Source organism: Synechococcus sp. ROS8604, assembly GCF_014279655.1.
Classification (GTDB): Bacteria; Cyanobacteriota; Cyanobacteriia; order PCC-6307; family Cyanobiaceae; genus Synechococcus_C.
This window is the reverse complement of sequence record NZ_CP047946.1, coordinates 933,595-954,278: the sequence shown is the minus strand read 5'-3', so window position 1 is coordinate 954,278 and position 20,684 is coordinate 933,595. Positions and strand designations below refer to the sequence as shown.

General features: G+C 54.7%; 26 protein-coding genes, 1 tRNA gene and 2 pseudogenes. 6 read left to right on the top strand and 23 right to left on the bottom strand.

The window, feature by feature from the left end:
• Positions 1–140: 140 nt before the first annotated feature.
• From SynROS8604_RS04950 to ftsH, 9 genes are all read right to left on the bottom strand, one after another.
• On the bottom strand, positions 141–356 hold the full coding sequence (locus SynROS8604_RS04950; RefSeq protein WP_186545357.1) for a hypothetical protein: 216 nt from the start codon (positions 354–356) through the stop codon (positions 141–143).
• A gap of 404 nt (positions 357–760) precedes the next feature.
• Positions 761–833, bottom strand: a tRNA-Ala gene (locus SynROS8604_RS04945).
• Positions 834–897: 64 nt separating this feature from the next.
• On the bottom strand, positions 898–1,515 hold the full coding sequence (lexA, locus tag SynROS8604_RS04940) for a transcriptional repressor LexA (RefSeq protein ID WP_255445198.1): 618 nt from the start codon (positions 1,513–1,515) through the stop codon (positions 898–900).
• Between the two features lie 60 nt (positions 1,516–1,575).
• Positions 1,576–2,064, bottom strand: coding sequence for a hypothetical protein (locus tag SynROS8604_RS04935; protein ID WP_186545356.1), 489 nt, complete (start codon positions 2,062–2,064; stop codon positions 1,576–1,578).
• Positions 2,061–2,309 (bottom strand): hypothetical protein, encoded by a 249-nt coding sequence (locus tag SynROS8604_RS04930; protein WP_186545355.1) that lies wholly within the window; start codon positions 2,307–2,309, stop codon positions 2,061–2,063. Before SynROS8604_RS04930 ends, SynROS8604_RS04935 begins: the two co-directional genes overlap by 4 nt.
• The gene (locus tag SynROS8604_RS04925) at positions 2,306–2,476 is read right to left on the bottom strand and encodes a hypothetical protein (protein ID WP_186545354.1); all 171 of its coding nucleotides are present in this window, start codon (positions 2,474–2,476) and stop codon (positions 2,306–2,308) included. Before SynROS8604_RS04925 ends, SynROS8604_RS04930 begins: the two co-directional genes overlap by 4 nt.
• Positions 2,477–2,479: 3 nt before the next feature.
• Complete coding sequence (locus SynROS8604_RS04920; protein ID WP_186545353.1) at positions 2,480–3,232, bottom strand: carboxylesterase; 753 nt, start codon at positions 3,230–3,232, stop codon at positions 2,480–2,482.
• Complete coding sequence (argF, locus tag SynROS8604_RS04915) at positions 3,229–4,176, bottom strand: ornithine carbamoyltransferase (protein ID WP_186545352.1); 948 nt, start codon at positions 4,174–4,176, stop codon at positions 3,229–3,231. Before argF ends, SynROS8604_RS04920 begins: the two co-directional genes overlap by 4 nt.
• A 242-nt stretch (positions 4,177–4,418) precedes the next feature.
• Positions 4,419–6,302 carry an ATP-dependent zinc metalloprotease FtsH gene (gene ftsH, locus SynROS8604_RS04910; RefSeq protein WP_186545351.1) on the bottom strand — a complete coding sequence of 628 codons (1,884 nt, stop codon included), beginning with the start codon at positions 6,300–6,302 and terminating at the stop codon, positions 4,419–4,421.
• A gap of 15 nt (positions 6,303–6,317) precedes the next feature.
• Between ftsH and SynROS8604_RS04905 the strand changes: the two genes are divergently transcribed.
• The 3 genes from SynROS8604_RS04905 (at position 6,318) to SynROS8604_RS16205 (ending at position 7,538) form a co-directional block, all read left to right on the top strand.
• Positions 6,318–6,467, top strand: coding sequence for a hypothetical protein (locus SynROS8604_RS04905; protein ID WP_186545350.1), 150 nt, complete (start codon positions 6,318–6,320; stop codon positions 6,465–6,467).
• 99 nt (positions 6,468–6,566) lie between these two features.
• The gene (locus SynROS8604_RS04900) at positions 6,567–7,289 is read left to right on the top strand and encodes a potassium channel family protein (RefSeq protein WP_186545349.1); all 723 of its coding nucleotides are present in this window, start codon (positions 6,567–6,569) and stop codon (positions 7,287–7,289) included.
• Positions 7,290–7,358: 69 nt separating this feature from the next.
• A complete protein-coding gene (locus tag SynROS8604_RS16205; protein ID WP_370586550.1) occupies positions 7,359–7,538 on the top strand; it encodes an aldo/keto reductase in 180 nt (59 codons plus the stop codon).
• Positions 7,539–7,612: 74 nt separating this feature from the next.
• On the opposite strand, the gene SynROS8604_RS04890 is transcribed toward SynROS8604_RS16205, so the two are convergent.
• The gene (locus SynROS8604_RS04890; protein ID WP_186545348.1) at positions 7,613–8,509 is read right to left on the bottom strand and encodes a methylglyoxal synthase; all 897 of its coding nucleotides are present in this window, start codon (positions 8,507–8,509) and stop codon (positions 7,613–7,615) included.
• Positions 8,510–8,583: 74 nt separating this feature from the next.
• A pseudogene (locus tag SynROS8604_RS04885) lies at positions 8,584–9,357 on the bottom strand (DNA ligase-associated DEXH box helicase); the annotation flags it as partial.
• Between SynROS8604_RS04885 and SynROS8604_RS04880 the strand changes: the two are divergent.
• Positions 9,355–9,654, top strand: a complete 300-nt coding sequence (locus tag SynROS8604_RS04880; RefSeq protein WP_255445197.1) for an aldo/keto reductase — start codon at positions 9,355–9,357, stop codon at positions 9,652–9,654. The pseudogene SynROS8604_RS04885 and the gene SynROS8604_RS04880 overlap by 3 nt on opposite strands.
• On the opposite strand, the gene ribD is transcribed toward SynROS8604_RS04880, so the two are convergent.
• The 8 genes and pseudogenes from ribD to SynROS8604_RS04850 form a co-directional block, all read right to left on the bottom strand.
• The gene (gene ribD, locus SynROS8604_RS04875; RefSeq protein WP_186545813.1) at positions 9,630–10,748 is read right to left on the bottom strand and encodes a bifunctional diaminohydroxyphosphoribosylaminopyrimidine deaminase/5-amino-6-(5-phosphoribosylamino)uracil reductase RibD; all 1,119 of its coding nucleotides are present in this window, start codon (positions 10,746–10,748) and stop codon (positions 9,630–9,632) included. The genes SynROS8604_RS04880 and ribD overlap by 25 nt on opposite strands.
• The gene (locus tag SynROS8604_RS04870) at positions 10,748–11,245 is read right to left on the bottom strand and encodes a DUF3122 domain-containing protein (protein WP_186545812.1); all 498 of its coding nucleotides are present in this window, start codon (positions 11,243–11,245) and stop codon (positions 10,748–10,750) included. The genes ribD and SynROS8604_RS04870 overlap by 1 nt, the downstream gene beginning before the upstream one ends.
• 205 nt (positions 11,246–11,450) lie before the next feature.
• Positions 11,451–11,759, bottom strand: coding sequence for a glycosyl hydrolase family 18 protein (locus SynROS8604_RS15690; protein WP_255445196.1), 309 nt, complete (start codon positions 11,757–11,759; stop codon positions 11,451–11,453).
• A gap of 154 nt (positions 11,760–11,913) precedes the next feature.
• Positions 11,914–12,348: pseudogene (locus SynROS8604_RS15685) on the bottom strand (glycosyl hydrolase family 18 protein); the annotation flags it as partial.
• Between the two features lie 69 nt (positions 12,349–12,417).
• Positions 12,418–12,807: a glycosyl hydrolase family 18 protein gene (locus SynROS8604_RS15680; RefSeq protein ID WP_255445195.1), complete on the bottom strand. Its 390-nt coding sequence runs from the start codon at positions 12,805–12,807 to the stop codon at positions 12,418–12,420.
• Entirely contained in the window at positions 12,741–13,361 is a 621-nt protein-coding gene (locus SynROS8604_RS04860; protein ID WP_222930132.1) for a hypothetical protein, read from the bottom strand. The genes SynROS8604_RS15680 and SynROS8604_RS04860 overlap by 67 nt, the downstream gene beginning before the upstream one ends.
• Positions 13,361–14,056: a hypothetical protein gene (locus SynROS8604_RS04855; RefSeq protein ID WP_186545346.1), complete on the bottom strand. Its 696-nt coding sequence runs from the start codon at positions 14,054–14,056 to the stop codon at positions 13,361–13,363. The genes SynROS8604_RS04860 and SynROS8604_RS04855 overlap by 1 nt, the downstream gene beginning before the upstream one ends.
• Positions 14,057–14,254: 198 nt before the next feature.
• On the bottom strand, positions 14,255–14,536 hold the full coding sequence (locus SynROS8604_RS04850) for a hypothetical protein (protein WP_186545345.1): 282 nt from the start codon (positions 14,534–14,536) through the stop codon (positions 14,255–14,257).
• Positions 14,537–15,118: 582 nt separating this feature from the next.
• Between SynROS8604_RS04850 and SynROS8604_RS04845 the strand changes: the two genes are divergently transcribed.
• Positions 15,119–15,664: a hypothetical protein gene (locus tag SynROS8604_RS04845; protein ID WP_255445194.1), complete on the top strand. Its 546-nt coding sequence runs from the start codon at positions 15,119–15,121 to the stop codon at positions 15,662–15,664.
• Positions 15,665–15,666: 2 nt separating this feature from the next.
• A complete protein-coding gene (locus SynROS8604_RS04840; protein WP_186545344.1) occupies positions 15,667–16,410 on the top strand; it encodes a hypothetical protein in 744 nt (247 codons plus the stop codon).
• Between the two features lie 183 nt (positions 16,411–16,593).
• Here the strand turns inward: SynROS8604_RS04840 and SynROS8604_RS04835 are convergent, their stop codons facing one another.
• The 4 genes from SynROS8604_RS04835 to SynROS8604_RS04820 all read right to left on the bottom strand — a co-directional run bounded on the left by SynROS8604_RS04835 (position 16,594) and on the right by SynROS8604_RS04820 (position 20,640).
• Positions 16,594–17,304 (bottom strand): sulfotransferase, encoded by a 711-nt coding sequence (locus SynROS8604_RS04835; protein ID WP_222930131.1) that lies wholly within the window; start codon positions 17,302–17,304, stop codon positions 16,594–16,596.
• A 214-nt stretch (positions 17,305–17,518) separates the two neighbouring features.
• Positions 17,519–17,791: a nucleotidyltransferase family protein gene (locus SynROS8604_RS04830; protein ID WP_255445193.1), complete on the bottom strand. Its 273-nt coding sequence runs from the start codon at positions 17,789–17,791 to the stop codon at positions 17,519–17,521.
• Positions 17,792–17,918: 127 nt separating this feature from the next.
• On the bottom strand, positions 17,919–18,122 hold the full coding sequence (locus SynROS8604_RS04825) for a hypothetical protein (protein ID WP_255445192.1): 204 nt from the start codon (positions 18,120–18,122) through the stop codon (positions 17,919–17,921).
• 16 nt (positions 18,123–18,138) lie between these two features.
• Entirely contained in the window at positions 18,139–20,640 is a 2,502-nt protein-coding gene (locus tag SynROS8604_RS04820; RefSeq protein ID WP_186545342.1) for a GH116 family glycosyl hydrolase, read from the bottom strand.
• Positions 20,641–20,684 lie beyond the last annotated feature (44 nt).

The following is a 20,684-nucleotide window of genomic DNA, read 5'->3' as shown; positions in this document are numbered from 1 at the left end:
GGTGGCGGCAGAAACTTGAGCCTCTAATTCGACGTCTTGACGGCAGGTCATTAGGTAACGACCTGGATTTCCAAATAAAATGGAGCTAACGAATTGTGGGCTCTTGCTGTAGGAGCAGCGGGGGTCTTTTTTTTGCACGATCAACCCTCCTTTCTTGCAAGGAGACCGCGCTGATTGAATGCACTACGTACGTTTTCAACGTTCCAGGTGATCGATGAATTGCGGCTCGGACCGAGGTTGTAATCGCGTCCGTTTTCTAAAAATCCACCAGCGATATCGCGGCGGCGCTTAAGCGTGTCGCTTGAGACGCCGAGCTGCTCAGCAGCATCAGGGGTGCGCTTCCAAGACGAAGTCATGGTTGTCAATAAAGAACGAAAAACGAAATCAGCTACCGGCCATCTGTCCACGATCCGGTTGCTTATTCCCGTTTCTTCTCGTCTGCTTATCAAGTCCAGGGGGTAAGCATTCCCAAATCCTGTGACACTGGCGTCTCCAACCGTTTCACCTGGTGCACTAGCAGACCGTCAGCTGCTCTAGTGACTTGTAGAGCCTGCGGCGATGGGTGATCATCGTGCTCCCACAGACGAATCGTTAAATCGAGATGATTCGAGTTTCGTTAAAGTGACACTACATGCTGCGGCAAGAAACTGCAAGCTTCAATCTCGCCACTACATGTGGTGGGAAAGACAAGGAACCTGCCCACTTGAAATCAGACTTAAGAATCAGACTCACTCACCAGTCTCAGGGAGTGAGATCTCAATGGAGCCAAGCGGATTCGAACCGCTGACCCCCTGCATGCCATGCAGGTGCTCTACCAGCTGAGCTATGGCCCCATCAACAGCTACAAGACCCGCAAGCCTGTTCGCTGTCGTGGCGAAGCATACACCGCCACGGAGCTCAAACCTGGCGCCACACCGCCATTAATTTGCCTTGAACCTGCACCTGCTCCGCTGGCAACTCAATGGGGGCATAGGCAGGATTCGCCGCTTCCAAGCGCACCACACGGCCATCGAGATGGAAATGCTTAAGGGTGGTGCCACTCCCTGGCACCAAAGCACTCACGATCGTGCCCTGACGCAGGCGACCCGGCTCCTGCACAGGTTCCATCAGCACCACATCACCATCGGCGATGTGGGCATCCACCATCGAATCACCATTCACGGTGAGGGCAAACAAGCCCCGGGTTTCGAGCACCGGAGCCAGATCAAGGTGTTCCTGCACATCGTCGAAGGTTTCCACCAAACCACCTGCCGCTACAGCGCCAAGCACCGGAATACCCGACGCCACATCCCCCAACAATTGCAAGGTGCGCGCCTGTCCCTCCTGCCAAGTGAGCCAACCCTTCTGCTGCAAATGGCGCAATCGACTTTGCACAGGAGCGGGTGAACGCAGCCCCATCGCCTGCATCATCTGACGAATAGAGGGGCTGTGGCGATGGCTACCGATGTAGTCCGACAGCCAGTCGTAAAGCTCCTGCTGAGCAGTGGTGAGCGGCTCGGGGGATCCAGTGGTCACCGGGACGGTCCAATTCAGTCAATACATTTGTACCTATTCCATGAGGGTTTGGCAAGGGGCTCAAGGATTGGGCGCTTGGGCGCAGATCCAGTTCACCTTGGCAGCCGTTCCCTGACGCCCTGGGTAGGGACTCCAACGCCCCTCCTGATCCTGCCGCTCCAACACCCCATCAAGGCATTGGGCGCGCATCGATAGCTGGCGCATACCCCACGGGTTGCTCTCGCCTTTGCGCATCAACAACAGGGCCTGAAACGTCACCGTCTGATCAAGGCGGCGAGGGTCACGCAGATATTCAGCCGCATCGACCTTGGGGGATTGCATCGCCTCCATAAACGTCCAATCCGATGGCGCAGACGTTTCCTGATCCATCATTTGCCGGCGCACCTGACTCCAAAACTTGGGCTCAGGTTTTGGCGACCAGTTGGCATGGCCCGGCAACGCCGAGGCAACAGACACGGCGGCGGCCGTGGAACCCATGATCAGGATGGTTCGCACTGAAGCAGATGTTTGCAAGCCACCGCAATTGTTCAGCCTAGAAAGAACGCTCATGGATTGTCCTGGTCGACATTTTTTTGCTTGATCAATTCCGCCAACATTTCCAATTTGGCGTTTTCAGATTCGGAGGCACGAGAGGCCATCCAGGCACCGGAGGCCTTGAGCTGAGCGAGTTGCTGCACCAAAGAAAGAGCTGTTTCTCGAAGGGTGTCGATGTCATCGCACTCACGGATGAACCGGCCCCACTTTTCGAGCTCAAAGGATTGCTCTAGGCCTCGCTCGATCGGATTCATGCTCATGCGCCCTGCTCCCTCTGCTCCTGATCCTGCCGCTCCTGCTCGAGCAAGGGATCTGGCTCACCGTTGCAGATCGCTTGAGCCCTGCGATAAAAGCCGCTCTCACGGTCACCGGCTGCCTCTAGGGCTTCCAGAACCCGTTGCCAATTGTCTCGTTCGACTTGATCCATGCTTCAAGTTGACGTTGAAAAAATCTTACGTAGAAAGTCGAGACTGAGATCACGCACCACCATCCATTCAGCATCCACCGTGATCGCATGCCCACTGCGCTCCAACCAATGAAGGTCTCGAGGAGAAGAGTTCACGCTGCGCATCAACAGCTGAAGACCACTGGCTGAAATCACCTTGTCGCGACGACTGGCAATCGCCAGCAGCGGTTGCTGAACCTGGGTGAGCTGCTTGCGCGTGCAGGAGATGAGATCGAGCACGCGAGCACTGGTTGCCACGGGATAGCGGTCGTAAGACCAGAGCCGCTCTGCCGCGATCGGATCAAAGAAATCAGAGGCGGGCTTTGGCAGCGATTGCGTGAAGCGGATCAGCAAAGGGGCCAAAAAGCGGCGGGGATCTCCGCTGCGAATGGGGGGTGAGTACAGCAAGAGAGCCTTGATTTGCGGGTAACGCAACGCCAGTTGCAGGCTCAAAATCGAGCCCAACGACAGTCCACCCACCACCACTCTCTGCCCCTCTGACAACAGGCGCGTGATCAAGGCATCAAGAGGGTCGATCCACTGCTGTGGCTGCACCTCCATCAAATCGCTCAGGGTGGTGCCGTGGCCCATGAGCAGGGGAACCTCAACGCCATAGCCCTCGGAATTCAAGGCCTGCGCGAGGAGCTGCATCTCAGAGGGTGAGCCGGTAAACCCATGAATGAGAACCACAGTCACGGCCCCACCAGGCAGCGAAAACGCCTGGGGCGATGCGCTCACAAACCACCAAGCAACACGGCGAGGAGCGCCTGCTGGGCATGCAGACGATTCTCCGCCTGGTCAAAGATCCGGCTGGAGGCACCCTCCATCACCCCGGCACTGATCTCCTCATCGCGATGGGCAGGCAAACAATGCAGAACAATCGCTTTGGGATCCGCTTCTGAAAGCAGGGCCTCATCCAAGCAAAAACCTTTAAACGCCTGCTCGCGCTCCGCTTGCTCCTCCTCCTGGCCCATCGAGGCCCATACATCCGTATACAGCGCCTGAGCACCGCGCACCGCCGCCACTGGATCACTGGTGACCTCGATCTGCGCTCCAGATACGGCAAGAGCACGGGCTTGATCAAGCACCCCAGGAAGGGGCTCAAATCCATCGGGACAACCGATGCGCACATTCACGCCCAAAAGAGCACCGCAGAGCATCAAGGAGTGGGCCACGTTGTTTCCATCCCCGACATAGGCCAGGGTTTGACCTTGCAGATCGCCAAAGGCCTCCTGCATCGTGAGGAAATCAGCTAAGGCCTGACAGGGATGTTCGAGGTCCGTCAGGGCATTGATCACCGGAATCGACGCCCAGTAGGCGTAATCCACGAGCTCCTGTTGGGCAAAGGTGCGCACAGCAAGAGCGTCACAAAAACGACTCAAAACCCTGGCCGTATCTTCCAAGGGTTCACCACGACCGAGCTGGGTGACCTGGGGATTGAGATCAACGGTTTGACCACCGAGGCGGGCCATCGCCACTTGAAAGCTCACCCTGGTGCGCGTGGACGCTTTGGTGAAGATCAAGCCCAACACCCGATTGCCGAGATCGATACGACGGTCACCAGACTTCAGTTGGCGCGCAAGGTCGAGCAGAGCCTGGGTTTCCTGCGCCGAAACGTCCGCAGACGACAGGTAATCACGCCCGCTCAGGGAGGTGAGAACAGCAGCAACGCCCTTATCCATGCCAGCGGCTTCAAAGGAGTGTTATCGGGGATGAAAGGGCTGCTCGTCAAGCCTTCCAACCCCTGCGTGCTGGAACCGTTGCTGTTCCTGACGCCAAAGGATTCAAATTTTCGAACCGGTTGCGGCGGTTCTTAGCGGCGGCTGAAGCTGATCAATCCAACAAAAAAACTGCCCCCAAGGGAAGCAGTTCGTGAGGGTTCTAGACATTGGAATGGTGTCTTCGGGAACGGATGCGCAGAAGATCAAGCAGCGAGGGATTGCTCTTCAGGCATCACGCTGGCGGACAGCATATCCTTGAGATCATCTCCTTCAATCACTTCTTTTTCAAGGATTTTTTGGGAGATCGTCTCGAGCAACGCCATGTTTTGGCGCAGGATCGACAAGGCTTGGTCATGGGCACGATCAACCAGACCGCGCACTTCACGATCGATCGCTTGAGCCGTGGCATCACTCACGGCACGGCGGGGATTGTTGTTACCGCCAAGGAAACGGCCACCGCCCTGCTTGTCGTAGGCAAGGGGGCCGAGGGTGTCGCTCATGCCATAGGTGCCAACCATCTGCTCAGCAATGTCGGTGGCGCGCTGCAGATCATTGGCAGCTCCTGTGGTGATTTTGCCGAAAACAATTTCCTCTGCAGAGCGACCGCCGAGGAGGGTGGCAATTTGCCCTTCCAAATCCTCGCGGGAATTGAGAAAGCGCTCTTCAGTGGGGAGTTGCAAGGTGTAGCCGAGAGCACTCATGCCGCGGGGCACTATCGAGATCTTGGCCACTTTGCTGCCGCCTGGCATCAAATGTCCCACGATCGCGTGACCAACCTCGTGGTACGCAACAACCTTTTTCTCGTCGTCTTGCATCACCCTGCTTTTTTTCTCAAGGCCAGCAACAACCCGCTCGATGGCTTCGTTAAGGTCGCCCTGAACAACTTCTTTTTTATAGTTACGTGCCGCTAGGAGCGCTGCCTCATTCACGAGGTTGGCAAGATCGGCACCTGCAAATCCACTGGTGGCTTGAGCGATTTTGTCGAGGTCAACCTCGTCAGCAAGTTTTACTTTTTTGGCATAAATATCTAGAATCGTTTTACGACCTGAGACATCAGGACGATCGACCAATACCTGACGGTCGAACCGACCAGGGCGAAGTAAAGCGGCATCGAGAACTTCAGGTTGGTTGGTGGCGGCCAACACAATCACGGGTTTGTCTTTGGAGGCAAAGCCATCCATTTCGGTGAGCAATTGATTCAGCGTTTGCTCGCGCTCATCATTGCCTCCAACCACACCCATTGAGCCTGAACGGCTCTTACCGATCGCATCTAGCTCGTCGATAAAGATGATGCATGGAGCATTCTTTTTGGCCTGTTCAAACAGGTCACGAACACGAGCAGCACCAGCTCCCACAAAGAGTTCTACAAATTCAGAGCCGCTGATGATGAAGAAAGGAACACCGGCCTCGCCAGCCACGGCTTTGGAGAGCAGAGTTTTACCTGTTCCTGGGGGGCCTACAAGCAACACGCCCTTGGGAATGCGTGCGCCGATGTCGGTGTAACGCTCGGGTGTTTTTAAGAAATCAACAATCTCATTGAGCTCGTCTTTGGCTTCATCCACACCTGCCACGTCGGCAAACGTGACCCGGGATTGCTCATCAGGCACATACACCTTGGCCTTGCTCTTGGTGAAATTAAGCGCACCTTGAGCGCCGCCTCCACCCATGGAGCGGCGGGCAAAAAACTGCAATACCAAGATGAAGATCAGTGGTGGCACCACCCAGCTCAGAATGGTGGTGAAAATATTGGGCTTCTTCGGCGGCGCGGCGGCAAACTCAACGCCTTTGCTCTCCAGTCGCTGAGGCAGATCCATGTCAAAGATCGGCGTGGTGGCGAGCACGGAAGGAGCACCTTCCTCCACCTCACTGAGCTCATAACGAATTTGATCTTGGGTGATGAAGGCACGCTTAACCGCTCCATCGTTGACCTGATCGATAAACAAGGAATACGGGACCCGAGGCACCTGTTGCATGCCTTGATTGGGAATAAAGCTGCTGAGCAGCAACAACACTCCGAAGCCAATCAAAACAAGGTTGATGATCCCGAAGCGCCGATTAGGGCGATTGTCGTCCTCTCGAATCGCCATGTAGCTGCTTCCCGAATGCGCACCAAACTAAGTCGGTTGTTTCCCTGGTGGGTGGCCGTGCTGGGAGGAGAACCGAACGCCTGGGTCACAAGCGAAAGGCTGCGCCCCCATTGGCAACCGGGCATGGCTCCGGCGCGAATGGGTTCCCAAGGCTGCGCTCCTTGAGCAGGAAACACCTGCTGATCACCCGCATACCCACCACCTTGCTGGGCTCGCTGGCGTTCGCGATCGTTGGAATCCTGAGCCTGGCGGAATGCTCCGACGATGAAATCAGACCGAGCGAAGCGCCGCTATCAAGAAAAAATTTATGAGCTGCTGCTAGCCCTCTGCATAGTGGTGTTGGTGAGCTTTGCTTTTCCACGCTTGAGCTGGATCGGCCCCCTGGGTTACGGCCTCATCGCCCTGCTGCTCACGCAATTGGTGATGATCCGCAAAACGGTGCTCACTGTTGAGGACCGTTTGTATCAGCTGCTAGGGCTCGCGGCCCTGGTTGCCCTGCTGTTGTGGCAAATCACGCCTGTGCGCTGGGTGGTGAGCGGCGTTCCACTCGTGCTCACTTGGAGTGTGCTGGTGGGCTGGAGCGTGATCCGCTTGGTGGAACGGCTCTCCCAGGAACGCAAAGTGACGGCTGGCTTGCTGATGGGTGCGGCCGCTGGCTATCTGCTTTTGGGGCTCACCTCTGGATTGGTGATGAGTGCGGTGGAAACCATTCAGCCGGGCAGTTTCGAACCACTCAACATCCTTCAAGAATCTTCCAGTGGGCCCAACGCCAGCGTGCTGGTCTCCGTAAGAGCTTTTTCCCAAATCAACTATTTCGCTTTTATCTGCTTAACCACGGTGGGCTTTGGAGACATCCAACCGGTCATGCCTGTCTCGCGGATGCTGGCGGTGGTGACAGGAATCATTGGACCGCTTTATTTAGCGGTGGTGATGGGAGTTCTGATTGGTCGCTACACCAACCAAGTGGAAGAAAAAGACATTTTTTAGAACGACGATCGACGGTGACTCGGGGATTTCAGCTTTAAGCTGAAGACAACAAAAGAATCAATAACAGCCATGCAATACGCCTGCCTAAGCAACGGTAACAGAATGCCGCTCTTGGGTCTGGGCATCTGGAAATCCGAATCAAGACAGGTTTATACGGCCGTACGGGAAGCCATCAAGATTGGATATCGCCACATTGATTGTGCGAGCATTTATGGCAATGAAAAGGAAGTTGGCGACGCTATTTTCTGACGCCATTCACAATCGTGAGGTCACAAGAGACAAGCTCTGGATCACATCCTGTCGATTGCGAACGATTTAAATCATCACGCCGGTTGTGCCACAACTTTCTTCTGTGCGTTTTTGTACTTCTCCAACACGCGGTTGGGGATGGCCGGTTCCTCTGGATGGTCGATCAGCAGGTAGTTGAGCAGGGCAGCTGCTCCACCGGGATTGGTGGCCATCGGGACCTGATACACATCACACAAACGCCCCAAGGCTTCGATATCAGCGTGATGGGGATGGGCCGAGAGGGGATCACGGAAGAAGATCAAACCTTTGATGTTGTTTTCCGAGATCATCTTCCCGATCGCCTGATCACCGCCAAGCGGGCCTGAGGCCAGCTTTTTGGAAATCATCAGCCCCACTTCCTGATACAACTTGATGCCAGTGGTGCCAGTCGCCACCAGGTGAAAACGCTTGAGTTTGTCGGCATGGATGCCGGCGAATCCCATCAGGCTTTCCTTCATCTCGTTGTGGGCCACCAGGCCGAGGTAGCTGCGCTGGTCCACAAAACTCAGTCCCTGCTTCTCGTAAACCTCCTGCATGTGGATGGCTGAGAAGTATTGCTTGAACTTCCTCGCGGTGATCGGTGCCGTTTCCACCAGCGATCCGTAGTGGTCGACCGAAAGGCGTGCAATGGTCACCGGCTGCGTTGTGACCACATTGGCGAAGTGACTGCCTTCGTCGGTGAACATGCTTTCACCGAAGAATTCACCGGCACGGAGCAGGTCCAGTTCCACATCGGCAAGCATGCGCCGCACCTCTCCTGACAACAGCAACATCAAGCTGCAGGCGGGCGTGCTCTCCTTCATCAACAGTTCACCAGCCGGGTGCTCCTCCACATGCAGCTGGGCGGCGAAGGCTGCAATCTCATCCTCTGAGAAAGTCTTGGGAAGCTCGCTGCTGGCGATCAAAAAGTTGGTGAGGTCTTCGGTGCCCATGTCCTGTACGCCTCGATGCGTTTTGGCTGAAACGTAGTCATGCCTTCAGGTGCCTGCCGTACCGAGGCGCACGTTCAGCGTTCATTGCGTTCCGCCTCCGCTTTCATCCGCATCACCCGTTCCAGCACGGTTTCGTTGCTCATTCGGTTGTTGAGCCGTTCCACCAGCAGCGGGAAAGCCAACGGTCCTGGCCGTGGTGTTTCGATGTGGAGGAACGTCTGAGCCTGGGCGCGTTCGAGCGCCGCCCGCAGCCTCGAGAGTTCGAGTTGCTCCTCCAGCACTTCACGGCGTGCTTGCTGCAGCAGCAAATTGCCGGCTTCGTGACGCTCGAACACATCAAACAGCAGCGAAGCACTGATCTGGAGTTGTCCGGTGCTTTTGCTGGAACCAGGAAAGCCACGGTTCATCAGCCCAGCGATCTGAGCGATCGCTCTGAAACGGCAGCGTCGCAGTTCGGAGAGGTTGAGGGCCTGTTCCAGATCCCGTTCCAAAGCATCAGCCGCCAACAGTTGATCGCGATGGTCTTCCAGCAGCTCAGCCATGGGGTAGCCCTTGGGTGCAAGCAGCTCGAAGCCGTAGTCGTTCACCGACACAGTGATCGTGCCTCGTTCCAGCTGGGTGAGCCGAGCGGCCCAGAGAAAGCCAATTCCCTCGTGTACGAAACGGCTTTCGAAGGGATAGGTGTAGAGATGGCTCCCTTCTTTCGTGGTGCAGGTTTCCACCAGCAGCTGATCGATGCATGGCAACACAGAGAGGTCCTGCTGACGCTCCAGCAAGGGCAGGAGAGCTTGCAGCTCCGGGGTGTCGAGGTCGCCGCGACTGGCCCGATCCACTTCGGCCCGCATGTGAAGGATGCGCCGGTTGTGCTCGAAAATCCCGTCATTCGCTCGATTGCGGAAACGCGAGGCTGTTCTCCGGCGCAAGTGGTGCTGGCCTGGGATATGCAACGGGGCATCTCAGCGATTCCTAAATCCGTTAAACCGTCACGGTTGCTTGAAAACTTTCAAGCGGCGGAGATCAAACTCAGCACCAGCGAGTTGCAAAAGATTGAAGCGATCGATCAAAACGTCCGGCTGGTGAATGGAGCGTTTTGGGTGATAGAGGGCGGTCCCTGGACGCTTCAATCGCTTTGGGATACCCCGTGAACAGCTGGTCCAAGGGCAGGCATTAAAGATTGCAGCAACACATCACGGCCCAGGCGCTCTGCCGAAAGCCCGGAAACAGGAATCACCTGATCCATCGCCGAGAAACCCAGGTCACCAAGGGGCGTTCGCGCCAATGTGCCTCCAAGAAGCTTGGGGGCAATCACCACCGCCAACTCCTGCACACACCCTTGCTGTAGAGCTGTTGCTGCCAAGGCCGGGCCGCATTCCCAGAGCACCCGGTTGCAACCTCTTTGAGACAAGACTTGCAGAAGGTCCAAGGGCTCGCTGGCCAAAAGCTCAAGAGGCTCCGGGCCCTCAGGCAGAGAGCGATCAGCGCTACCTGGCCCATGGGCGAGAAGGGTTGCCGCCAGGCTTGTATCCCAAAGCTGGGCCTGGGCAGGCAAGTCAAGGCTGCGGCTCAGCACCACCCGCAAGGGTTCGGGCAAGCGACGACCGCGGCTGGTGAGCAGGGGGTTATCGGTGCGCACGGTGCCACCTCCCACAATCACCGCATCACAACTGGCGCGTAGCTGATGCACCCAAGCGCGAGCTGGAGGAGCACTAATCCACTGACTTTCGCCATTCGGCAGGGCAGTGCGACCATCCAAACTCATCGCCCATTTGAGAAGTCCCCAGGGACGACCCGTTTGAACGCGATGGACGAAGGCTCGGTTTTGTTGGGCCGCTTCTGCCTCCATCACCCCTGCGATCACCTCCAATCCAGCATCTCTTAAACGCTGAATGCCACCACCGGCCACGCGTGGATCAGGATCTGTAAGGGCCACAACAACGCGCTGAATGCCAGCAGCAATCACCGCCTGCGCACAGGGGGGGGTGCGGCCCTGATGACAGCAGGGCTCCAACGTGACAATGATCGTGCCTCCGTTCGCACGAGAGCCAGCTTGAGCAAGCGCACCAACCTCGGCATGGGCTTGTCCTGCCTTGGCGTGAAAGCCTTCGCCCACCAAGGCTCCTTGCGCGTCAAGAACCACTGCCCCCACCAAGGGGTTGGGGCTTGTTTGGCCGTCCGCCAAGGCTGCTAATTGCAGCGCCCGACGCATCCAAGGAGTCCAGCGGTTGCAGCCGGTTTGCATCAGCTCAGCGGCTGGGTTTGCACGTCGCGCCACTCACGCACCACGTAGGGAGGTACGGGCAGCTCATTGAACACACCCGGCAGGAACAAGCGCAATGGTCGGTTGTTACTTAGATCACTGAGGAGCGGATCGAGGGCGAATTCAGCAGCAGCTTCTCGGCCGTCCTTGGCAAGGGCTGGATTGTCGAGGGTGATGTCATCCAATTGCCACTTCCTCACTCCAGCCTGAACCAGCAAAGACGCTGGGTGATCGAGCCTCACTTTTCCGGGATAGCCAACAATCCTAAGCACAACGGGGTTCCCCGGCTTGCCGGTGCGATAGGCCACGGCCTGCCAACTGTCGTAATCAAGGTCACGCAAACTTTCAAGACTGCGCAGCATCGGTGCTCCAGCCTCGTCGTTGTGCTGATGCACCTGGGCAAGAGCTGCATTTGGGGTGATCAGCAGCAGCACCACCGCCGCTAACAAGGAAAACAAAAGTCGACGCAGCACGCCCATTCGTTCAGACCAATCGATGCAGCCATCATCGGCGCTTGCTGCCACGACTGCGAAACACGCAGGTGTGAAATGAAAACAGCACCATTTTGCCAACAAAAAAGAAGAAAAAAACCAATAAGAAAAGCCAAAAATCCTCCTATCAATAGAAGGATTTTAACTCAGCCATCGGCGATAGCAATCAACACTACATGAACAATAAGCAAATTTAAGCTAAAACTAAAACCGTAAAATCACTTAAACCAAATTCGCCATTACTGCCCAATATATAATCAAATTCGGGTGCACTCACAATAGCTTCTTGACAGGAACCACCCTGAAGAAGAATATCATCAGCTGCTTTCACTAAACTAAGATCGCCTTCTGCATCATTACTTAAGACCCAGAACAGCATTCCGCCTAGACCCTTCTCTTGCACGTAGGCGGCTTTACAGGCAATCGTGGCAGTTGTTTCAATCGAACTCCATTCATCACCGTTGTAGGTGAAGGCCGGTTTATTGTTATCATCCCAATACAAACATGTCTGACGGTGATTACATCAGACACGATGTCTTTGTAGTCATAAACCCCAGCTTCAAAAGACCCTTGCACTTCAGACCCAGTGCCAGATTGTTGACAACCAAAGGTGCCATTATCCTCAACACCACCCCAAGCCCGGGTGTAGCGGTAGCTTATAAAACAACCTTGTTGAGGGCAAACCCAGCCTCTTCAAAGACAGAAACAGCAGTGATGACATCGTAATTGTTGGCATCCCCTGTCATTGCCGCTTGATGCCCCGTTTGATTCTCCCAACCTCCGCGGAAGTCGTAGGTCATCACATTATAAAAATCAACATAGGTATCGATTCAAGCAAGATTGAGATTAGCAAGTTGTTCTAAGCCGCCCGCCATAGCGATCGACACCTCAAAGTTTCAGCCAGTTTGCGATTCGAGTGCATCAAGCTCGCTGCGCAACTGCTCAAGTACTAGGGCAAAATTGGCCCCATAATTGGCACTCGATGCATTGCCCGCATCACCACCACCGGGATATTCCCAATCAAAATCCACAACACTGATGAACTCATAGGTTGTGAAAATATCCACCACATCACTCGTGAACTGATCACGGCCTGCTTGCGTTGCAAAGGCCGTGCTGAACTCATCTGAGAGCGTCCATCCACCAAGGGCAAAACCAAGCTAAACATTGGGGTTGAGCTCCTTGAAACGGCTCAGTTGCTCGAAATTACCGGCATCTTGAGGTCCAGCATCATTCCAACCAACGGGAACACTGGTAACTGTGACAGATTCAGCCGTTTCAGTAATCGTGTAGCAATCTGAGTTATAAACAGCGATCAGGACTGGATCAACGGCCTGATACTCAGCTGTTGTGAAGGTTCGAGTTACTTGATCAGCAGCATCAAAGAGATTCTCCTGTGCTGCATAAGTATCAAACAGCTGAACAGAGCCATCGGCTTTGACATCAAAGAAGCTGTAGTTGAGATGGGTCATTGCTTGCCCATTCACAGCAGACAGATTGATATCGCGCTCATACACACCCCATTCCTCGAAATAGGTGACGATTCGCATGTCACCCTCCCCATCCGAAGCCCAATCAACGGTAACGGAAAAAGTGCTTGCTCCCTCAACATCATTGAGGCATCTGCCTGTGGATCCACTGAGCCGTTCGATTGGTTCGAGACAATGGGTTCAACAATGGCGATGGATTCAATTTCCGCTGTATCAGAGAGCGCTGATTCGGTGATCTGAGCTGGAGGATCCGTCTGCTCCAAAGTGGTCACTGAACGATCCGAAACCACAACATCAACAAAATCAAACACTTGAGCTGGGTCTGTTGCATCACCTGCAGCTTGGTAATAGGACACCTGAGAGGCACCTAGAGCCAATGGAGCAGACCACGCTTTCGGAGAAAGTGAGACTTCGTAGTGACCATCGCTCCGCAGTGAAGACTCCACATCAAAGTTGCTCACCGAGGTGAGAGGTACATCGATCACAAGGGCAACATTCCAGTCGGTACCGGCAGAGACATCTCCGAGATTAGTCACGCTGATTTCTCCCGCGAAGACACCAGACCAACCTCCATTGATGGAGGCTGAGACGGAAAAGCCCTGCGCATCTGCCATCACCACCGATGCCTCAACATCAGACAGTGTTTCAACAACAGGCGGTGCTTAAATAACAGCCAACAAAGATGTGTCGCTGTTTTCTGGTGGAACAGGTGCAACAACTCCGGCACCAGACCCATTAACAAAGAACAGCGCATTGATGAGGCACCCGTTGCCGGCAATCCCACGCTGTTGGCATTGAAAGCGAGGACAACATAACCACCAGCCGGAATCTCAAGCCCCCATGCTGGAGGAGTGATCATCACCTGATAGGTACCGCCACCAAGATCAGTCACGGAGGATTCCGCCGACCAACTCTCAAAGCCAGATTGATTGGTCAAAAAACTGAACGACCAATCGCTCTGCGCTACAGCAGACGTATTCGAGAGCGTGAGAGTTCCACCCATTCCACCCGAATAAAGCTGGCCAGCAACCGAGGCCTGCAAATCACCCGAACTCGATGGCAGCGAACCCATGCCATCAGCCGACATGCCATCGGACATCGAATGGTTGTGCACACTGTGAGCTTGCATGGAGTGGGAAGATTCCATCGCTATCAACGTGGAATCAGGATTCACCATCAGACCAGCACGCACCTGATCGCCATCTGTGGAAGCACCACTCGGAGCCTGAGGTGTGAGCAGACCTGCTCGGCTGACCAAGGACACCTCTTCAGCAGTAAAGCCAAAGGAAACCTCGAGGTTGTCCTCCATCACCTAATCGTGATGAAACTCGAGATTGGCACCAATAAAATCACTGCTTTGAACTCCTGTTAATAGAACACTTTGATTCGTGGGCTCAAACTGAATCAACAAGCCCTGATCGGTGTTGGCACCCGAAAGTCGTTCATGGGTAGCTGTGTATAGAAAATTCAGCTTTTGAGTTTGAGGATCAAAGCCATTAATCACCTCTTAGACACCAAAATGATGGGAGCGCACATACACAGTGCTTGAATCCCATGGACCAATATTTTGCTCCCAAGACAGCACCGCCCCAATATCTTGACGAAGATGTTCATTACAAACAACACCAAGGTTATCCAAACTGAGATCATTCCAGCTCAAACCCTGAAGCGTTTGCACTTGATCACCCCAGGGATTCACAATTCCTGCTGTGCCATCAGGCAACGCAACAAGAATTAAGCCATGAACAGAAATCTCTCCAAAATCAAGGCGATCTATTGTGGGATTCAAACCGGTGATATCAGATCCTGCAGGGTTGACTTGATAGGTCAAACCACAAGAAAAAAATTAGTCATCATTTTTTACGAAAAGACGGGATGAAAACAAAATCAAAGCTAAAAAGCTCTAGAAATTTGACTATTCCATGAAAAAGCTTTCTTACTTAAAACACTAAGTACCGTATCAAACGAATCCATTCGACAACGAGTCCCAGAAGCACTTACAAAGAGGAAAGACTACACGTCATCAATCAAGACTTGCGATCATAAATCACGTTTAACTTTTTGAATCATGGCAAACAAACCGACACGAAACATGGCTGAAAACCAATCAAGCATGACCAATTACAACTAGACAGAAAACTCTAAAGAAGAACCTTCTTCTGCCAAATCAATACTAAATAATCGCCAAGAAACAATACCCATCAAACAAGCTAAACTGAAAGCGATCGAAGCTCTGAATCGAACACAATCCAGAGAAGCAATATATGCCAGAAAGTAAAACCATTCCGAACAGTGAATCAATGAGTCAACAGCAAAGCAAGCTGACCAGAACCAATACAAATTAAATAAAATTAAATGCAAAGGCCATCTGATGGAAGAAGCCTGGCTCCAGCTCCCTCCTCCTGGGCCTGGTCATTACATGGGCTTCATTGATGACGACGTCTTGCTGCGCAGCAGTGACATCCAAACCTTATTGGCCACAGCACGCATTTACAACCTCAGTGCCTCCCAGCCGGCGGTGAGCTTTAGCAGCAGCCTCTGCAAGGAATACGGCTGGTTACGCCAAAGGGTGGGCAGCAGCCTGCACAGGGTGCCGATTATTGAAATCATGGCTCCTTTTTTGCGTCGTGATTTGCTCGATGCCTCCATGCCGTTTCTCCAAGGCATACGCAGTGGCTATGGCCTCGATCGATTCGCGATACCTCTCTGCGCCGCTCACCTCAATATTTGGAGATTTGCTGCCATCGATTGCACCCCTCTCACCCACGTCCGCGCCTTTAGCTCCCTAGAAAAGCGTTTCTCCAATGGCTTGCTCAGCAAGGAAGAGGAGCTCCTAATTAGACAACGGTTGATGCTCGCGATGGGCTGTTCCGTCGATACTGATGTATTTCAGCGACTAGAGGCAGCATTGGCGTGACAATGGAATCCTCAGTTCCCAGTGATTTTTCTGCAGCTGCTGAAGCATCTGGAAGCGATAAATTTCATCATCATGGCTACCACCTTTTTTATCCGTATTATCTCGACCGCTTTCGCTTTTCCCAAGGAAATCTAGTAGAGATTGGCATTGACGAAGGAAAAAGCCTGGAACTGTGGCATCAATACTTTCCCCATGCTTTTATCCATGGCATTGACATCAACATGCAGGCTAAAGGGAATCGCTATCTCATTCATCAATGCGATCAAAGCAATGCCAAGCAATTGCAATTGCTTGGCAACAAAATAGGAAAAGCCTTTGCCGTGATCGATGACGGGTCTCACATTCCTGAGCACCAACTCCTCACATTTAACTGTTTCTTTGATAGGGTCCTGCAACCTGGCGGCATTTATATCCTTGAGGACATCGAGGTCTCGTACTGGCGGAGAGGATCCCTCTATGGCTATCAAACTCAATACGGACTTTACAATTCTCGATCACTGATGGCAGCCATGAAACTTCTTGTTGATTGGATCAATAGAGAATTCCTCGCCATTTCTGATCGAGAATCAACGTTATCGAGATTACGTGATGCAGGTCTAACAAAGAACACTTGTGATGCGGTGGCATCTGTCGAGTTTGCACATAACTGCATCATCATTCGCAAACGAGAAGATTGGGAGTGGAGTTTTGACAACCGAACCTCCAAATTCTTTAACTATGTCAAGGATCAGGAAAAGGATTCATAATTATTCCTCCCACCCCTCCATGCACAAGCTCAAACCGTTGACTCACCTTTTTAAAGACAGACACACTTTGAACCCTAACAGCCACCTCCTCTGCCAGGCAACAGTCTTCTCTGATCACTAATAGCTGGTTAATTATGCAAAGTTCTCGGAACTTTTTAGCCATTGAGCAATAGACACTTAAACTCAATCAATGCCAAATCTTTCATAAAACCATCCGTAGCGCTCCCGAATCCAATCGCATAAGCCCGGCCCAAACACCTCTAAAGCCTGGCTGGCCTGTGGTGCCACATTGTGGCGAATCTGATGATCACCAAACACCCCATACACCTCATCATCTTCAACAGTGATTTGCTCCACATGATTGAAATCGTGATTGGCGCAATAAGGGAGTCCCAAATAGGAATAAAAACGCTCAAGTTCTAAACGCGGGTTAGCACATAAATCCCCATAGCGAATGAACAACATCTGTTGATCGATGCCCTGGCACAACGTTTCCTGCAACCGTTCCATTGCCAAACCCACCGGCGGCGAGACCACCCAATGATCCAAACGTTTCTCCAGGCTGGTGTTCAGCATCTCGCTGTGATTCACCATCCCTGGATCACGCAAGCCTGCCTTGCGAAAATTGCGCTCCATCGAACAGAGAATGTCGAGGGGATCACGGATCATGCACACAATTTTGGGGTTGGGATAAAACGCATCCAGAAAGGCGTCATGCACACTCCAACCGCGGCTTTTATCCAACAGCCAGGGCTTATCCGTGAGGGCACTGGCATAGCCCTCCAGTCCTCCGCGGCAAAAGCCGATGAAGGCCCCCTCCATCTCCTCTCGGCTCTGCGCCTTAAATTCCTCGCCGCGGCTGAACGGCTCGCGGGCCACATAAAGCAGATCCAACAACCCCGATGTTGCTGAACAGGCTTGAACCTGCCCGAGGCAGCGACGATTGAGAGGCGATTTGCGTTGTTATTGCTGGGCTCCTCTGCACTGCACCGTTGCTTCGATCCGTGCGCTCATCGATCGCCGAGGCACACGCTATCTGCAGCGATCGCACGCCAGTAGGGGGCATGCCCCTGGCGCAGCTCCTGCCACTTCCTGTCGGTGAGCGCGATCACGTCATCCGCCATCCCGCAGGTGAGAACCTGATCGGCCAATCGATCAGCACATCAGCACATCCCCGATCCCGGCCGACAGCAAGCACGTCTACATCAGAAAACGCATCCCAATCTCCTCGCGCCAAGGAGCCAAACAACCAGAGACTGCACCCATCAAAATGAGAAAGCAGCAAGCCGGCTTGGCTTCTGAGTGCTTGGATCCGCTCCTCCCGTTTCCGCTCTCGGATCGCGGCCACAGAAGTCTTGGTTGTGGTTCCAGTCGCAAGCATGCTCAAACCCTATGGCGTGCAGAGAATGCAGGCCAGACCAATCCTCATGCGTCATGACTCCAAACCCTCAACACCTTCACGATCTGCTCGTCTGCCAGCACCCTTGAAATCTCCAACCAAGGCTTCATTAAGAGGGAGAGGCACTGGCTAGCTCACCAGCCAGGGGGCTCACTGAGCGCGGATTCTGGTGCTGCCATCCCTTCCAGGATCGACTCCAGCATGCCGGGAATCGAGGAGAGATAAGAGTTTCTTGCATCGCCTTCCAATCTTCTTCCGCCACCAACACGGCATTGCCGCGCTTGGCATCGATGCGCCTGTGCATTTCAGTCAAGACAATCGAAGCCAAATCATCCCCTCTGCGAGCCCGGAATCGGTTCCCAATCGGTGTGCGTGGCCCAGAGGCCCCAGATCGCCATCGCCCGCAGGTAGTGGCAAGCCCGGAAGGTATTCACGGCCGTGATCGCTTCCGGGGTGCGGAATTGCAATCCGCCTGAATACACCTGGGTCACCACCGCGGAGCAGATCGCTTCTGCGGTTTTGCTTTCACCCATCAAGCGGTAATAGCTGGCAATTCCAAAGTTGATCCCCGTCCACACCTCCAAAGGATGGGTGCCATTTGGATCCAAGGGCGTGCCATCACGGCGCAAGCCATTGGCCACCCCGAGCGATCCACCAGCAAAGTTGTCAAAGCAGGCTTCCTTTACCGCCTTCAAGGTGCTGCGGCTGTTGGCCTCACTCACCACCGGCGGTAACTCCAGCAAACGCGCATAGAAATCACCGCAAAGCTGATCGGCCATCACCACCGGCGTGCCGCTTTCGGCATCGATGTCGTAGTACTCGCCGTTCCACAGCAGCGCATCAAAATTGGCGCGGGATTGCTCCAGCCAACCACTAAAGGTGTGCTGCTCATCGCCGGTCTCCAATCCCAACTCCAGCTGCAGCCGTTGCGCCATCGCTAACGCAGCTTCCAGGGCCGCAATCCAGAGCGCACCGCAATAGGCACTCACCCCCTTGAGCGGCCAATCATCAAAGGTTTGATCCGGCGCCCCGCCGTTATCGGGCAGGCCATCGTCATTCACATCAAATTGCTTGAGGTAGTGCAGGGCCTGCACTGCCGCAGGCCAGCACTCCGCCAGAAAACTGAGGTCTTCTCCGGTGGGAGCCAATTTGAACGTGCGCCACACCTGCAGCACGTAGTCACTGGCGAGATCTTTCCAGAGATTGCAGTCCTGATAGGCGGTGTAGTTGGTGGCATCAAACGGCACCTCATTTGGTGCCCCCAAATCATGAGGTGTGGCCCCTTTCACCTTGCGGTCCGCCTCCACCCGGCCGCGGCCTTGGGTGAAATACCAACCGATCGGCCGTTGGGTGGCATCGGCCGCCGGAATCGCTCGGGCAAAGCTGCGAATCACCGCCTTATCCAGCTCCGGCCAGAGCTGGAGCAGGGCAAAGGAACCGTACAAACGCACATCAAGGCTTTCGTACCAGGCGTAGTCGAGGCACTCCAGCACCCCGAAGCGGCCGTAGGGATCCTTGGAGGTGGCGGCCGTCCAGAGGCTGCCGCCACTGGCGAGGTCGTAGAGCTCGTTGAACAGCGCCATGCGCAGCTCCTCGGGGAGCTCCTTACGCGCCAACACCGGCGCTTGCCAAGCTTCGATTTGCTCGTGCCAAGACGTCCAATCGCGCAGTGCTTCTGCCGCAATCGCCGCCGCCTGGCAACCATCGGCGCCATAAAAATCGCTGTAGCGGCGCAGGTCGCGCACGCCCGTCGCAAAGCTCGTGACCGGCAGATCCCAGCTGATCGCCACCGGAATCTCTCGGGTTTCACCCGGCGCCAGGGTGAATTTCACGGCGATCGCCGCACTGGCGTGTTCGCCCTTACGACTGGCGCGATCGTTATTGCTGTTGGGGATCACCCCATCCGTGGCAAACGGCTGCCAGAGCTCGGCGCCATCACCACTGGGATCCCAGCGGCTGCAGCGCATCAGCTCCACACCCTCCAGCCTGTCTGGCAGGGCCAGACACCACTGCCCTTCCCCTTCCGCCAACGGCGTTGAGCGCTTGCCATCGAGCAGCACCCCGCTTAGGCCATCGGCATCGATCCAGCGGTTGCTCTGGCCCTCGCCAGCTCCAATCGCTGGGGCGTAGTTGTGCTCGGGGCTGCCGTCATCACGGAAGTGCACCTCCGCCGAGGCATCAGTATTGGTGAACCAACCCACCGTGTTGCGCCAACTCAGCAGCAACGACAGCTCTAAGGGCTTGTTGGTGGGGTTGCTGATCGTCCAGCGGAACACCGCCACCGGATAACTGCTGCGTTGGTAATCACCCGGAAGGATCGGGCTGAACGCCTCACAACTCACCTGGGCACGAAACACCCCTTCGTAGTGGTTCCAACTCAGGGGATAGCGAGCGGCATAGGTGCCGGTGCTGCTCTCCTCCGTGCTGGCGGGATACCACTGCCAGCTGCTCAGCGGCTTGCCTGACTCCGGCCTGGAGTGATCACGCTTTGGTTCTGTGGCCAAGGCATGCACGCGCACCTGATCGCCTTGCTGTTCCCAGAGCGCAAATTGGCAATCAGGGATGCTGCCGTACCAATGCTCACCGCCATCGAGGTGCCAAAGGTTGAAATCGCCACGGGAGCTGCGGCCAATGCAACCGGCTCCAAAGCCCCCTAGGGGCATCCCATGCCAGGGACCGTCGTCGAGATTGCTGGCGTAGCGCACCGTGAACGGAGACGACCAGCCCAAACCAAAGGAGCGGCTCCAGCTGGCTTCTGGTGGTTGCCAACCCTTCCCTGATGAGCCGCGGCTCAGCCGTGAACGCAATGCGGACAGTCCGAGCGGTGCCATGCAGAGGCCGAAAGTGGACCCAGATTGCCAGAGCTGGCCAGAAG

Coding starts and splice junctions, on each gene's coding strand:
- SynROS8604_RS04950 (WP_186545357.1), bottom strand. CDS start 356: ATGACTTCGTCTTGGAAGCGCACCCCTGATGCTGCTGAGCAGCTCGGC.
- SynROS8604_RS04935 (WP_186545356.1), bottom strand. CDS start 2,064: ATGAGCGTTCTTTCTAGGCTGAACAATTGCGGTGGCTTGCAAACATCT.
- SynROS8604_RS04930 (WP_186545355.1), bottom strand. CDS start 2,309: ATGAGCATGAATCCGATCGAGCGAGGCCTAGAGCAATCCTTTGAGCTC.
- SynROS8604_RS04925 (WP_186545354.1), bottom strand. CDS start 2,476: ATGGATCAAGTCGAACGAGACAATTGGCAACGGGTTCTGGAAGCCCTA.
- argF (WP_186545352.1), bottom strand. CDS start 4,176: ATGGATAAGGGCGTTGCTGCTGTTCTCACCTCCCTGAGCGGGCGTGAT.
- ftsH (WP_186545351.1), bottom strand. CDS start 6,302: ATGGCGATTCGAGAGGACGACAATCGCCCTAATCGGCGCTTCGGGATC.
- SynROS8604_RS04905 (WP_186545350.1), top strand. CDS start 6,318: ATGCGCACCAAACTAAGTCGGTTGTTTCCCTGGTGGGTGGCCGTGCTG.
- SynROS8604_RS04900 (WP_186545349.1), top strand. CDS start 6,567: ATGAAATCAGACCGAGCGAAGCGCCGCTATCAAGAAAAAATTTATGAG.
- SynROS8604_RS16205 (WP_370586550.1), top strand. CDS start 7,359: ATGCAATACGCCTGCCTAAGCAACGGTAACAGAATGCCGCTCTTGGGT.
- SynROS8604_RS04890 (WP_186545348.1), bottom strand. CDS start 8,509: ATGGGCACCGAAGACCTCACCAACTTTTTGATCGCCAGCAGCGAGCTT.
- ribD (WP_186545813.1), bottom strand. CDS start 10,748: ATGCAAACCGGCTGCAACCGCTGGACTCCTTGGATGCGTCGGGCGCTG.
- SynROS8604_RS04870 (WP_186545812.1), bottom strand. CDS start 11,245: ATGGGCGTGCTGCGTCGACTTTTGTTTTCCTTGTTAGCGGCGGTGGTG.
- SynROS8604_RS15680 (WP_255445195.1), bottom strand. CDS start 12,807: ATGCGAATCGTCACCTATTTCGAGGAATGGGGTGTGTATGAGCGCGAT.
- SynROS8604_RS04860 (WP_222930132.1), bottom strand. CDS start 13,361: ATGGCAGATGCGCAGGGCTTTTCCGTCTCAGCCTCCATCAATGGAGGT.
- SynROS8604_RS04855 (WP_186545346.1), bottom strand. CDS start 14,056: ATGGAGGACAACCTCGAGGTTTCCTTTGGCTTTACTGCTGAAGAGGTG.
- SynROS8604_RS04845 (WP_255445194.1), top strand. CDS start 15,119: ATGGAAGAAGCCTGGCTCCAGCTCCCTCCTCCTGGGCCTGGTCATTAC.
- SynROS8604_RS04840 (WP_186545344.1), top strand. CDS start 15,667: ATGGAATCCTCAGTTCCCAGTGATTTTTCTGCAGCTGCTGAAGCATCT.
- SynROS8604_RS04830 (WP_255445193.1), bottom strand. CDS start 17,791: ATGCTTGCGACTGGAACCACAACCAAGACTTCTGTGGCCGCGATCCGA.
- SynROS8604_RS04820 (WP_186545342.1), bottom strand. CDS start 20,640: ATGGCACCGCTCGGACTGTCCGCATTGCGTTCACGGCTGAGCCGCGGC.